This is a genomic window from Paenibacillus anaericanus, from assembly GCF_003994475.1.
Taxonomy (GTDB): domain Bacteria; phylum Bacillota; class Bacilli; order Paenibacillales; family Paenibacillaceae; genus Fontibacillus; species Fontibacillus anaericanus.
In genome coordinates, this window is the sequence record NZ_RZNY01000021.1 from 29,964 (window position 1) to 44,427 (window position 14,464).

Below are 14,464 nucleotides of genomic sequence, written 5' to 3' on the forward strand. Positions count from 1 at the left end.
GGTGCATGACAATTGAAGTTAGGTTTGAAGAATCCACTGAATAAATTAAATGTGAAGCAACAGATGGTCCTGTTATTTCTCGTACTAGTTATTCCTATGTTCATATTAAACTCTTATGGCAATTACAAAGCTGGGCAAATTCTAAAGCGACATGTGACCAATGCTTATATTGAATTGAACAAACAAAATTTCAGACTGATTAATCGCGATATAGAATCGATCAACAAGGTGACATCAACGGTGTTTCAGAATTCGTTAGTACAGGGACTCAATCCTGTTTCTTCGGAAGAGACCGTCTTTACGCGGGTCAAAAGCTATGAAAAGCTGGAGATTCTGCTAGGTACATACTCTCAGGAAACGGATCAGCGAGAGCCACTTTATTATTCTCTATATGTATATGATCCGGAGAACACTTATTTTTTCGCTCCATTCTATCCCAACCCGAAGAAAGCAGGAGTCTATTTTTTTTCTAGTGATGAGAAGCCGGAATGGTTTGACGAAGTGGTATCTAGAAAAGGAAACGGGTACTTAAAGTTAATTGAACATCTAGCCCCTGAGTCCAAAGGCCAAGGAAATCAGAGTACACTAGCCTACGTTAGGGCGATCAACAACATCTATAAGAATGGGACAATAGGAGTTCTTGTCGTTTCTAACATGGACGCTCGAATAGGCGAATCAATGCAAACAGTATCACTTCCAGAAGGTGAATTGTATTTTACAGATTGGAATAACCGGATTCTTACGGCTAGAGCACCAGAACATGGTCCTTTCCTAGATCTACCACCAGAAGCGGATCTCGGAGAATCAATGATCGGAGTTAAGGATGTCATCACGAATGACTTTATTTATGTCATTAATTATAACCATGTTCTTCAGCAGAAACTTATATATAGAGTACCGGTTCAAGCCCTTCTAGCGCAGCAGAATGAAATTAAACGAGTCATACAGCTAATGACGGTTGTTTATCTTGTGGTAGGACTTCTGGTTATGCTGTATTTTTGGAGGTCTTTAATGACTCCACTGCAAAAGCTGGTGTATTTCGTCAGAAGGTATGAACCCGGTAATGTAGTGCCTGAGACCCCGCATCGAGGGAGAAAAGACGAGGTCAGTGTCCTAATCTTTACGATATATGATATGGCCAGGAGACTGAATGGATTGATCCATTATAAGTACCATATGGATCTGAAACAAAAAGAGTCTCAATTGCAAATTTTGTATCAGCAAATTAATCCACATTTACTATACAACACGCTGGAAAGTATTTATTGGAAGAGCACGATGGAGGGGAATACCGCTTCTGCCGAGATGATCAAGGAATTGTCTAAATTGATGAAAATCAGTCTTAGCCGGGGAAGAGAGTTAATTACTTTAGAGGAAGAGCTAGAACATGCCAGTGCTTATATCAAATTGCAGCAACATAGGTACGATTACTTATTCCAAGTTTCCAGGAATATACCTGATGAATTACTCTCAATCATTATTCCTAAGATCACATTACAGCCATTAATAGAAAATGCCATAATCCACGGGGTCAAGCATATGGGAGAAGACGGTGAAATCTGCATTAGCGCAACCCAGGATGAAGAACGGATATATATTCAGATCGAGGATAACGGATACAAACCAGTGGATTATGAAGCGATCGACAAACTACTGAACGATGAGAAGCATAATCCGCAGTTTGGATATGGAATAAGAAATATTCAACAGCGGATCCGGCTTCATTTTGGACATGAATATGGTCTTGTTTATGCAGAGCGTCCGGAAGGCGGGACCAAGGTAATCATTAATCTTCCTAAATCTGTACAGACATACGAATAAGAAGGCAGGGGGAGTTTTCTATGTACAATATATTGGTTGTTGATGATGAGCCGTTGATATGTAAAGGTTTGGCAGGACTGTTGACATCTTCTGGCCTAGGAATTGGACAGATTTATACGGCTTATAGTGGGCACGAAGCCTTGGATTATGTTCGGATAGAGGACATTGACCTACTCGTTACGGACATCCAGATGGGTGAGATGAATGGAATGGAATTGATGCAACAAGCCAAAATGATCAAACCGTGGGTGCAGACGATTATTATTTCGGCGCATGAGACGTTTCAATATGCCCAGATGGCTATAAGGCTGGGTGCTAAGGATTATTTAATCAAGCCGCTGAACAGCGAGCAGTTCCTTGATTCGGTACGTAATGCATTGTTGAAAATGGATAAGCCAGTAACACAAATGGATGATTTTTTGACCCGAAGTCCAGAACACTTCCATATGGAAGAGCTCCGTCCTGAGAAGAATGAACGGTTAAACCGTTTGTTGGAAGATCCCTTTACCCCAACTATGAGTGAAGACGAGCTCGTGGGATTGCTTGAAGAGTTGGGGATCACGGGCTGCTACTTCTCCTTGATGAGAATGAAACTTGGAACTCAATTTGAAGATAGAAATAAGGTCATTACTGACCGAGATAACCGGTTGCTTCGTTATGCTGCACTGAACGTGGCTAAAGAACTGTTACATGAGGATTGGAACGCTCTTGCCTTCTATTCTGCAAAAGGTGAGATTAACATTCTAATCCAATGGAATGAGGAGGAGTATGCGGAACTCGACATGAACAAGATTAACCAACTAGAAATGATCGGACGAAGTCTACACTATCATGTCTCCAAATACTTAGGTATTTCTACTATCGTTGGATTTAGTCAGATTTTGAAAGGTGTAGAATTTCTGAATGTTTTAAGTCGGCAAGCGGACAAAGCCATGCAGTGGGGCGAAGAGCAAGGAGATTATCATGTGTTCTATTACGGAGATTTCAATTGGCATAATTATTCGCAGGATCCTTCTCCAGAAGAACTGACGAAGCAAAGCAATCAGATTGTCGAGAACACTAGACAATACATCGATATGAATTATAACCAAAAAGGGCTCACCATTCATGACGTTGCTAAGAAGAATCATGTCAGCCCCAATTATTTAAGTTATTTATTTAAGAAAAACACAGGTTATAACTTATGGGAATATGTGATTAAACTCCGCATGGAGGAGAGTAAATCTCTCATTCTGAATACGGATATGCGCAGATACGAAATAGCTGAACGAGTAGGATACGAATCACCAGAACATTTCAGTAAAATTTTCAAGAAATATTTCGGTGTCAGCCCTAGTGAACTGAAGAAGTAAGAACGACTATACTTCAAATAGTTTTAGACATGTTCGCAGATCCTTTACTTTCTTAAAATGTTATATAGACACTAAGAGGAATGAGGGAAACTGATGGAAGAAACGATGGTTTCAGTGGGGAAGATACAAAAGGAACCTAAAAGGAAAGCAGGTAACAGTCTTAAAAGAACATCAAACTTTAAAAAGTATATGTGGGGTTATCTTTTTCTAGTTCCGGTGGTCGTTATTTTTATCATATTTTTGTGGGTTCCTATCTTCAAAGGGATCGTATACAGCTTTTATAACATTGATTTTGTAAAGGGCAACACGTTTGTCGGATTAGAAAACTATAAAACCATTCTTAGTAATCCGGATTTGATGCTTTCCATAAAGAACACTTTATACTACATGTTATTAGCGTTGATCATTGGGTTCTGGGTACCAATTGCTGCTTCTATTGCCATATCTGAACTGCGATTTTTCCAAGGCTTTGTCCGGATTGCCGCCTACTTGCCTTATGTAGTTCCGGGCGTAGTTTTGTATGGATTGTGGAGATGGATGTACGATCCCGTGGGTCCGATCAATGCCTTTTTGGGATTGTTTGGAGTGGAGTCGGTGTCCTTTGTTTCAGACAGCAGGTTCTCTATGATTTCCTTGGTTACTATGGAGACGTGGCAGCAGTTTGGTTCGGCGATGCTAATTTATCTGGCGGGTGTATTAAGTATTCCAAAGGATTGGTATGAAGCTGCTGAAATCGATGGTGCGGGTGTATGGAATCGTATTCGCTATATAACCATTCCTTCATTAAAAAGCTTGATTATATTAATGTTAATACTCCAAATTATCGGAACTTCTCAAGCTTACCAATCGCAACTAGCCATGCTTGATGGTGGTCCGAACAAAGTCACTATGACCTATGCTCTCCTCACTGTAAAATATGCGTTTACTCAATTGAATTATGGAGCCGGTACGGCACTCGGGGTGCTCATGTTCATTGTGCTGAGTGTACTGGGAATACTTCAATTCAGAATGAACAGGGAGGAATACTGATATGAAAGAAAGAGGTATATTGTCGGATTCTGATTTGAATAAACCGTTAAATAAAATTGTTTATGGTGTTATGGTTTTATGTCTTGGGGTTATGGCCTGTACTATGTTATATCCGATTCTAATGACGATGTTTAACGGATTTAAGAGCAATCAAGAAGTGAATACATTCCCGCCTACCTTTTTCCCTACGGTATTACATTGGGAGAATTTCAAGGAAGGTTGGAATTACATTAACTTACCTATGTTTTTGAAGAATACACTGCTTATTTTCGTAGGTAATCTTGTTGTAACTATTGTAGTACTTGGACTAGCTTCGTTCAGTATATCGCGTATTCGAGTTCCTTACAGCAAGGTAGTTTATTTCTTCATTCTGATGACATTGTTTATTCCGGCTTCTAGCTACATGATTCCGAACTTTGTGAATCTGAAGGAATTAGGATTGTTAAATTCGTACTGGGCTTTCTGGCTTCCAGCGGGGGCTAATGCTTACTATTTCCTATTAATGAAAAACTTCTTTGATGGTATTCATCCAGAAATATTCGAAGCTGCCAGAATTGATGGGGCTTCCGAATTAACCAGCTATATTCGTATTGCGATACCATTGTCGGTTCCGATCTTTGCGACCCTAGCGATCTTTATTTTCTCAACGGCCTGGAATGACTGGTTTTGGCCTTCTCTGGTTATGCATACTGAGGATAAGTTCACTTTGGCTACAGCCATCTACAAATATGTAATTCAAGCACGTTATCTGGATAGCAGCGTAAAATTCAGTATTTTGTTTATGGTCATGATTCCGCCAATTTTCGTATTCTTGGGCTTCCAAAAGTTTATTATGCGTAGTGTTAACTTATCGGCAGTTAAAGGATAGCGTTTTCATTTATCGTAGCCTTGCACATGATCGCCATAAGAATGCACATCGTCTCTTGACGGTTCCTCTTTTAAGATGGAAATGTAAGCAAAAACAACATTTATGGAAAAGGGGAGTTTCAATGCGTAAGTTCTCAGCAGTAATGATGTGTATCTTGCTGTTCGGTTCGCTGCTCGCAGCATGTGGTGGTAAGGAAAAAGCAGCAGACAACACAAAGAATGAAGGAAACAAAGCAACAAATAATGCTAGTGCCGGAGGAAATACTTCCACGGATGCTGCCGCACCAGAAGATATTGCCGACAAAAAAATTACACTCAAAATTCACTACCCACTTCCAGACGAAACTACACTTAAGGCAACAGAAGATGATAAAATCGCTCGTTTCCAAAAGAAATATCCGAATGTAACCATCGTGAAAGACGACTGGAGATATTCCGTTGATGAGATCGGAGTAAAAATGGCTTCCAACGAAGCCCCTACTTTCTATAACACTTGGGCTACTGAAGCTAGCCTTCTGATTGAACGCGGTTGGGTAGCAGACATTACGGATCTGTGGAACAATTGGGAATACAAAGATGAGATCAATCCTGTCATTCAACAGCAATTTATTAGAGATGGTAAAGTTTACGGGGTAACTCAAAATGGTTATATTACTTCCACCGTTGTTAACAAGAAGTTGTTGGCTGACAAAGGAGTAGAAGCACCATCCCTTGATTGGACTTGGGATGATATGCTGAATACGGCTAAAGCATCTGCGGATGCGAAAAAAGGTATTTCGGGGATCGCGCCAATGGGTAAAGGTAACGAATCAGGATGGAACTGGACGAACTTCTTGTTCGAAGCTGGCGGTGAAATCCAATCTAACGAAAATGGAAAAGTTACAGCAGTATTTAACTCTGAGGCTGGCGTGAAGGCGCTGGATTTCTACAAGAAATTAAGATGGGAAGCAGAAGCAATCCCGCAAGACTGGGCATTGGGATGGTCGGACGCGGTTGGTTCATTCCAACAAGGACGTACAGCAATGGTTATTGCAGGAGCATTTGATGTAATTAACGCTGCATTGAACGAAGGCGGAATGAAGCCTGAAGACGTAGTTGCATATCCGATGCCTGCTGCAGAAAAGGGCGGTAAACACTACGGTATCCTTGGCGGTAACTACTTGGTTATCAACCCTAACTCAACAAAAGATGAGCAAGAAATGGCATTCCGTTACATCACTTTTGATTACTTCAGCGATGATGCATTGAAAGCGGTAGAGGATACAATTGCTGCTCGAAAAGCCGATAACAAATACTATATTCCTAACCCAATGGAATACTTCAGTTGGGATTCCGAATACGGTAAGAAAGTTGAAGCCATTCAAGCTAAATACGATAATGTATACAAATATGATCCACAACTTTTCACATTGCTAGAGGGTAAGATTGAAGCACAATATAATACTCAAGATTACTATGCAACAATGTCCAACGTGGTACAAGAATCGTTCTCCAAAAAAGGAACGGATTCTAAATCTCAATTGGACGTAGCAGCGAAATATGTACAAGAGACTTTCTTTGATAAAGTGGCACAGAAATAATATAAATTGAAAAGCACCCCTTAGAATGCATATTGAGAATCTACTTCTCGATCATGCTCATTCTAGGGGGTGTTTTTTTGCTTGTTAACACTAGGATATATGAGTTAGATAATGGAATGTTCTTGAAACAAAAACATTTAGTTATGTATTTATTGAAAATTTGTATCTTTAGTTAGTCTAGTTAATCTTTATTTTCACCACTATAAGTAAGGGCTTTCATCAGGTAAATTGAGTTATAGTGGAAGAATTTAGTATGAGGGGAGGATCAAGTTAACGGGTGATCTGAAGACGGACTTACGCCTGTACAAGTTCATGGTGATTTGCAATTCATTCTATAACTTAAAGGGGAGAATTTAACTTGAATATTCACACTATGAGAAAATCATATCCAAGGCTTACAGCTATAGTGTTGGTAGTTACATTGGTGGTTTCGGGTTTGCCACTTACTGTGTATGCAGGTGATACATGGCCATTTAAGGAAGAAAGTGCGCATGGGCAGAACCAGCCAAATGTACATGGATACACCAGTGGACAAATTATGGAATGGAGTCCAGAAACTGATCCGGATGCTGAAAAGTTAAGAGCCCACGTACCTCTACAAAATCGAATTGATGCATTTACAGCGACACAAGCAAATCCTAATTTATCTCCAGATGTGAAAATGACTAATGTCTCGGGCGATTATGGAAACGCTTTTATCGAGAATGCAGCCTATACAAATAAATTTGCACAGTATCATTTCAATTTCTGGCAATATGTTGATTATTATTCTCCTTGGCATGGTACAGCTACGGCTTATACACCAGCAGAATATTACGACGACTTGGCTCAAAGTAATTGGCAGCAGAAATGGTTCGAATTCGGTATGTTGAATATCCCGAACCCGACCTATACGGACGCAGCTCATAAAAATGGTGTATTGTCTTTAGCGGGAATTTTCTTCTCTAACAATGACCGTGGACAACAAACGTATAAACAAATGATCGTTAAGGATGAGAATGGTAACTTTCCTGTAGCGGAAAAAATGGCCGAGATGGCCAACTACTTTGGCTACGATGGATATTTCATCAACCAAGAGGAAGTTAGTCCTAACGTTGCGGTAGGGGATATCCCAGATTACATCGCATTTATGAAAGCGCTACAAAAGTCAGGGTTATATGTACAATGGTACGATTCACTAAGTATCGCGAATGGCGCCAATACATTTGCCAGAACCTTTAATGATAATAATATTTCATTCTTGTATGACAAGAATACCGGTGAGAAAGTATCGCAATCCTTTTTCTTTGATTATGGTGTGGGGAGTACTCAAATTAACAGCGCAAAAACCTACATTAATAATTTGAATAGTACTTATGGAACAAACTATAACATTTATGATATCGGTTTCGCAGGACTTGAAGGGGGGCGAGACAGATTTAAACAAGCAAATGGAACTGCTATCAACAAATTACTTAGTAATGGAGTACCACAATTAAGCGTTGCTACATTAGGGGCAGATTTTGTTCATGCTGGTCTTGATGAGGATATGAATAAATCTTGGCCTATTAGTAACAGATCAGACAATGATTATCAATGGATGACTAACTTGCGTGATCAATTGTGGTGGTCTGGACCGAATGTAAACCCTGCAAATGTATCAGTGAGCGCTACAAACACGGTTAGTGACGTATACGCTGATAACAGATACTGGCCAGGGATTGCCTCGGTTATTACGGAACGATCAGTAGTGGGAGACTCAAACTTTTATACGAACTTCAACACTGGTCATGGTTTGTCTTACTATGTGAACGGTACTGAATCTAGTACTAGCGAATGGTCAAATATGAGTTTACAAGATATACCTGTAACTTGGCAGTGGTGGCAGGAGACAGCAGGTAAACAGCTTACCGTTGATTTTGATTATGGTTCAAAATATAGTATTGCGGACACTGCCCGTTATAACTATGAGCAAATCGGTGGATTTAATGGTGGTAGCTCACTTGTAGTGAATGGAGAATTGGATGCGGAAAACTTCCTGCGTTTGTACAAGACTGATCTACAAGTTAACGGAAATTCTAAATTGTCGATTTCCTATAATAAACCTTCTGTAGATGATCAATCCAATATGTCTATCGGATTAGTTTTCGAAGATAATCCGACTGAGGTTGTTAAACTTCCTATCTCAGATAGTGGAAACAAAACGGCAGGCTGGTTAACAAAAGAAGTGGAATTAGGACAATATGACGGCAAATCCATAGCTGCTTTTGGCTTAGTATTTGACCCGGGACAAGACAAAGTTGCAAACTATCAAATGAATATTGGACAGATCAGAGTATATGACGGTTCTGCTGTCAAACCATCTGCTCCAACAGGCTTAGGTATTACAGAAGCCTTTACGGATACAAATGAGATGAACATTAAATGGAATATGGATACGGATTATTCCAAAGTGAAGCAATACAATGTATATGTAAATGACATCTTTGTTGGTGGCAAATATGACGAAGTATTTTATATCAAAAATCTTCCTGCACAATCAGGAGTATTGAAGGTAGTTCCTGTAGGTGCTGACGGTCTTGAGGGTGATGCAGCAACGCTAAACTTTGATCTGACTGCTGCTGTATCAAATATTAGTGTTAATTCCGAAGAAAACGGAGATTTCACTGTGTCTTGGAGTAATGGTCAAGCTGCATCCGGTGATATCAAAGTACAAGTTCGCTCTGTGAACAAAATAACAACTCCAGTACCGGTATCAGAGGAAGTTGTGGTCCCTGCGGGTTCAGGAACAGCTACATTCACAGGAATGCCTGCAAACGGTGATGATTATATCGTGACGATCTCGTCAGGCAATACGAATTCGGTAAGCATGAGCGGCAACTTTATTGACAAGATCGTTGAACCCTATGCTGAAGCATGGTCATGGGACGGCGACACACTTAATTTGCCTATGCCTAATACGAGAGACTGGCGATATCTATATGTCTATGAAGACGGCAAACCTAGATCATTTGCGACTACGTATAGTTCTGGAAACTTCGAGAAAATTTTTCGTGGACGCACAACAAAAGCGAGCTTGAGTTTCAAATCGACTGCTAGCAATGTACATGTTGTAATGGAAGACTATGCAGGAAATTTATCTGAACAAGTAGATCTAGTGAAGAGTTATAATATTTCATTTGATTCTGATGGAGGGACGCCAGTACCAGCAGTAATCAAGGCAATTGCTGGAGCAAAAATTGAAGAGCCAACCGGTGTGGTTAAGGATGGATACGAGCTTGAGGGCTGGTATAACAATAATGTAAAGTGGAATTTCGCTGAAGATACAGTAACAGGTGGAATGACACTTAAAGCGCAGTGGGTTGAGAAGGCAACTGATGCCCCAACAGTCAGTATATTAGAAGATGGGACTTTTCGAGCAGGAACGACTGCCAATCTTACAACTGTAGTTACAGGTACAGGAGAATTAACTTATGCTTGGTACTTGGATGATGGTAGCGGTTATGGTGATTCGCTTGGAACTGAGTCCAGCTATACAATACCTGTAGTTGATGAAAACATGAATGGTTATAAATACAAAGTGGTCGTCACTAATGAAACAGGATTAACAGGTGAGTCGGAGATTTCATTGAACATACTCCCTGCGGATACAGAGTGGGTGGCACCTGATTTCGTGACTGATCTCGAAGCTAGTAAAATCGTTAATGAAGGTGAAGAGGCAAATCTGTTTATTGTTACTAGTGGAGATGTAGAATCTATCACTTGGGAAGTGAAATCCCAGGATGAGGAAACGTGGAATGCACAAACAGTGACTTCAGCAGTATATACATTTACGGCTACATCTGAAGATAACGGTAAAGGGTTCCGTGTGGTACTGCAAGGAAAAGAGGGAGTCGAACCTGCTACAAGAACGAGTACGGAAATGACTCTTACGGTAACCCCAAAAGCTGATTTATCGGAATGGAATCGTTTATCTGGGCTTCTAACCGGTATCGATGCTTTGGTGAATAATGACCAGTATACCGCAAAATCTATCGCAGACTTGAAAGCCCACAATGCGTATACAGAGGCTAAATCATTAACACCAGACTCTTCGATCGAACTGATTAAACAAGCTTATGTTAACTTGGTTAATGCCAAACAGGAGATTCTAGTTGTATTCGTTCCTGTAACACCTCCTGACTCTGGTTCAGACACAGACACAGGTTCTGGCTCTGGCTCTGCTTCGGTTGAGACACCTGCACCAACACCAGTTCCGGTTCCATCTAACCCGAATAAAGTGGTGGTATCGGCTGGAGAGTTAAGAAAATTGTCAGATAACGGAGTCGTAGTTATTTCTATTGGTTCTGAAGTTATAGAAGTGGAACTTCCAGCTGATACTGGAAACCTACTGGGAGAGAATCAACTAACGATTCAATTCGAGGGGGCAACTCTAGGGATTGCACCTGAATTGTTACAGCAATTGAGAGATACATTAACTACGGAGCAACTTGCTGGGGGTAAGATTCAGGTCAAAGTGACTCCTAAAAAATCGATAGAAGAAGATGTTATAAATGGCGGACCGCATACTTCACTTCAAGGTAACGCTGTTGAGCTTGATATCAGCATTGTAGCGACAGATGGTACAGTACACCGTATTTCAAACTTAGTGAAGCCTGTAAAATTGAGTTTGCCAATTGATGCTACCATGAATGCTGATTTACTAGGCATTTATAAAATTGCAGACAATGGTTCATTAATTTATCTTGGTGGTAGTCGTGTTGCTAATTCAATGGAAGTAGAGGTTGATACCTTAGGTACTTATGTTCTACTTGAATACACAATGAATTTTGAAGATGTTCCTGAGAGCCATTGGGCAGCGAATAGCATTCGGATATTGGCTGCGAAGCATTTGATTCAAGGTGCTTCAGAGGGACAATATCAACCAAACCGTACTATAACGAGAGCAGAATTTATCAAGATTGTAGCAAATGCACTGAACTTGAAAGACAAAGCAACACTAGCGTTTAGCGATGTAGCTGTGGGTGCTTGGTACGAAGAGGATTTAGCCAAAATGGTCAAATACGGGCTTGTAAGCGGACGGACATCTGATCATTTTGAACCCAATGCTAACATTAGTCGACAAGAGATCGTTATGATTCTAATGCGTGCTTATGCAATGGAACATGGTAATGAACCTCATAATAGTTCAACTGAGTTTAGCGATGAGGCGCAAATAGCTTCATGGGCAAAAGATAGCGTTCAAAGAGCAGTAGCTCTAGGGTTGGTAAAAGGACGTATTGGAAATCAATTTGCTCCAAATGATTTGGCAACAAGAGCGGAAGCGGCTCAATTTATCCTGAACTATTTAAAGTAATAATAAAGCCGTAGTGAGGAAGACTGCCGATCCTGTTAAGGAATCGGCAGTCTTTTTGTTGTGGGATGTATGTCATACCTATGCTAGTAGGCATGTAGTATATTTATGGAAATCTAGATCAGTTGATGAAGAGAACTAAAGGGAAGGAGAAGAGTAAACAAATGATAAAAGAATGTAATCTAGAAGAAATTAAATCTTGTGCCGATTTAGCCTTTAAGCTTAACAGCAAACCAGAAAGTAGCTCAGCTTATTGCAGTAAAAAATATGATTCTATCTGCAAAGATTTCGAACATATGATAAGTGATGAAGAACATGCCGTTGTAGGTTATTATGAAGCAGATAAGTTAGTTGGTGTTATGGGCTTTTTTGTAGATGTAGACAAACATACGGCAGATTGTGTTGGACCGTTTATTGATGATGCTAGTTTTCTTGATATAGCAAAAGATATACTGGATTTTGCAAAAACACTCCTAAATGAATCCACCCGCTTTAATTTTTATTTTGATCAAAGGAACACAGATTGTTTAAAACTAATGAAATTATTGAATGCAAATTACAATGGTAATGAGTGCTCTCTTAAGTTAGAACGTATAAATTACATACCTAAAAGTATCGAAGTGAATATTGAATTAATCTCTGCTGAGAATAGCGATGAATTAATAAAACTGCACGATAACATATTCCCTGGCACATATGTCTCGGGTACGGATATTATTAAGTCCCTAGGGAGAAATAGGCAAGCATACTGCATCTTTGAACAGGGTGTTATGGTTGGGTATGGTGTGCTAAGACTCGATGAGGGGAGCTCCAACCTCTGCGTAGAGATTCTTGCTGTGGATGAACAATTCCGTGGTAAAGGTTACGGTAAAGCGCTGTTAAGCAATTCATTAAAGCAAGCATTTAGTGATGAGTCTATTAAATCTGTGTATTTAATTGTGGATGATCCAAACTCAGTTGCTAAAAATTTGTACTTCTCTTATGGGTTTGAGCTTGAGGTTGAGAACCTATCCTATAGCGTAAAATAATTGGGATCCGAATATGTAGTGATATCAATGGATACGAAAAACAAGCCTTACAAGTGGTCGCCCGCTTGTAAGGCTTGTTCGTTATAGCGTATATCATATTATTCTGAAATGTCTTATTTAGATGCCATTTCTTTAAACGATGCCTCAACAGCTTCCAACGTGAAGTCAATATCTTCATCCGTATGGGCTGTAGTTAAGAACCAGGCTTCATATTTTGAAGGTGCCAGGTTGACACCTCGGTTCAGCATGTTGCGGAAGAATGCGCCAAACACTTCACCGTCTGTGTCTTGTGCCTCGTCATAATCGGTGACAGGATGATCACAGAAATGAGTGGAGAAAGAGCCGCGGATGCGATTGATCGTAAGTGGGATTCCATGGCGCTTGGCTGAATCAGCGATACCATCAGTCAATCGTATAGTAAGGCGTTCCATCTCTTCATATACGCCTTCGCCCTGCAGTACTTCTAAGCAAGCGATACCAGCGGAGATGGAAGCCGGATTACCTGCCATCGTACCCGCTTGATAAGTTGGGCCGAGTGGAGCAACCTGCTCCATAACTTCTTTGCTACCACCATAAGCGCCAATCGGCAGGCCGCCACCAATGATTTTGCCAAGTGCAGTAAGATCAGGCTTGATAGCCTCATGGTTAGCAAGACCTTCATAGGTTTGTGCTGAACCATAATGGAAACGGAAAGCGGTGATGACCTCATCATAAATGACGAGTGCTCCGTATTGGCGAGCCAGACGGCAGAGATCCTCGAGGAATCCTGCTTTGGGCATAACCATACCAAAGTTACCTACGATCGGTTCAACCATGACGGCTGCCACGTCGTCTCCCCATTTCTCAAGAGCTGCATGTAGTGCTTCAGCATTGTTAAATGGTACGGTGATAACCTCCTGCGCTAGACTGGCAGGAATTCCAGCGCTATCTGGAATCCCAAGCGTGGAGGGACCTGAACCTGCAGCGACTAGAACCAGGTCCGAATGACCATGATAACAACCCGCAAATTTGATGATTTTATTACGTTTCGTATAAGCACGTGCCACACGAATCGTCGTCATAACAGCTTCGGTTCCTGAATTGACGAAACGCACCTTGTCCATGGAAGGAATAGCTTCCTTCAGCATCTTGGCAAGCTTGATTTCAAGCTCCGTAGGTGTTCCGTATAGAGTACCGTTTGCAGCGGCTTCAGTTATAGCTTGTGTAATATGCGGATGTGCATGTCCAGTAATGATTGGCCCATAGGCAGCTAAGTAGTCGACATATTTATTGCCATCAACATCCCAGAAATGTGCGCCTTGACCTTTACTCATAAAAACAGGTGCCCCGCCACCGACCGCTTTAAATGAGCGAGAGGGACTATTGACACCACCGACAATATGTTTGAGTGCTTCTTCATATAAATATTCAGATTTGGTACGGTTCATGAATTAAAACTTCCTTTCGATAGTAGGT

At 40.7% G+C, this 14,464-nt stretch carries 8 protein-coding genes; 7 read left to right on the forward strand and 1 reads right to left on the reverse strand.

Annotated elements, in window-relative coordinates; translation table 11 throughout:
- Nucleotides 1–12 precede the first annotated feature (12 nt).
- The 7 genes from EJP82_RS20690 to EJP82_RS20720 all read left to right on the forward strand — a co-directional run bounded on the left by EJP82_RS20690 (nucleotide 13) and on the right by EJP82_RS20720 (nucleotide 13,009).
- Nucleotides 13–1,821, forward strand: coding sequence for a sensor histidine kinase (locus EJP82_RS20690; RefSeq protein ID WP_127193968.1), 1,809 nt, complete (start codon nucleotides 13–15; stop codon nucleotides 1,819–1,821).
- Nucleotides 1,822–1,841: 20 nt separating this feature from the next.
- Nucleotides 1,842–3,173 carry a response regulator transcription factor gene (locus EJP82_RS20695; protein WP_127193969.1) on the forward strand — a complete coding sequence of 444 codons (1,332 nt, stop codon included), beginning with the start codon at nucleotides 1,842–1,844 and terminating at the stop codon, nucleotides 3,171–3,173.
- Between the two features lie 93 nt (nucleotides 3,174–3,266).
- Nucleotides 3,267–4,202: a carbohydrate ABC transporter permease gene (locus tag EJP82_RS20700; protein WP_127193970.1), complete on the forward strand. Its 936-nt coding sequence runs from the start codon at nucleotides 3,267–3,269 to the stop codon at nucleotides 4,200–4,202.
- 1 nt (nucleotide 4,203) lies between these two features.
- Nucleotides 4,204–5,070, forward strand: coding sequence for a carbohydrate ABC transporter permease (locus EJP82_RS20705; RefSeq protein WP_127193971.1), 867 nt, complete (start codon nucleotides 4,204–4,206; stop codon nucleotides 5,068–5,070).
- A gap of 121 nt (nucleotides 5,071–5,191) precedes the next feature.
- Entirely contained in the window at nucleotides 5,192–6,649 is a 1,458-nt protein-coding gene (locus tag EJP82_RS20710; protein ID WP_127193972.1) for an ABC transporter substrate-binding protein, read from the forward strand.
- 358 nt (nucleotides 6,650–7,007) lie between these two features.
- Nucleotides 7,008–11,984, forward strand: coding sequence for an endo-beta-N-acetylglucosaminidase (locus EJP82_RS20715; protein WP_127193973.1), 4,977 nt, complete (start codon nucleotides 7,008–7,010; stop codon nucleotides 11,982–11,984).
- A gap of 161 nt (nucleotides 11,985–12,145) precedes the next feature.
- On the forward strand, nucleotides 12,146–13,009 hold the full coding sequence (locus EJP82_RS20720; RefSeq protein ID WP_170220254.1) for a GNAT family N-acetyltransferase: 864 nt from the start codon (nucleotides 12,146–12,148) through the stop codon (nucleotides 13,007–13,009).
- Between the two features lie 113 nt (nucleotides 13,010–13,122).
- Here EJP82_RS20720 and EJP82_RS20725 read toward each other — a convergent pair whose 3' ends face one another.
- Nucleotides 13,123–14,436 carry a glutamate-1-semialdehyde 2,1-aminomutase gene (locus tag EJP82_RS20725; protein WP_127193975.1) on the reverse strand — a complete coding sequence of 438 codons (1,314 nt, stop codon included), beginning with the start codon at nucleotides 14,434–14,436 and terminating at the stop codon, nucleotides 13,123–13,125.
- Nucleotides 14,437–14,464: the final 28 nt, after the last annotated feature.

Bases quoted from the DNA above. Each gene is read 5' to 3' on its own strand.
- EJP82_RS20695 (WP_127193969.1), top strand. From the start codon at position 1,842: ATGTACAATATATTGGTTGTTGATGATGAGCCGTTGATATGTAAAGGT.
- EJP82_RS20700 (WP_127193970.1), top strand. From the start codon at position 3,267: ATGGAAGAAACGATGGTTTCAGTGGGGAAGATACAAAAGGAACCTAAA.
- EJP82_RS20705 (WP_127193971.1), top strand. From the start codon at position 4,204: ATGAAAGAAAGAGGTATATTGTCGGATTCTGATTTGAATAAACCGTTA.
- EJP82_RS20710 (WP_127193972.1), top strand. From the start codon at position 5,192: ATGCGTAAGTTCTCAGCAGTAATGATGTGTATCTTGCTGTTCGGTTCG.
- EJP82_RS20720 (WP_170220254.1), top strand. From the start codon at position 12,146: ATGATAAAAGAATGTAATCTAGAAGAAATTAAATCTTGTGCCGATTTA.
- EJP82_RS20725 (WP_127193975.1), bottom strand. From the start codon at position 14,436: ATGAACCGTACCAAATCTGAATATTTATATGAAGAAGCACTCAAACAT.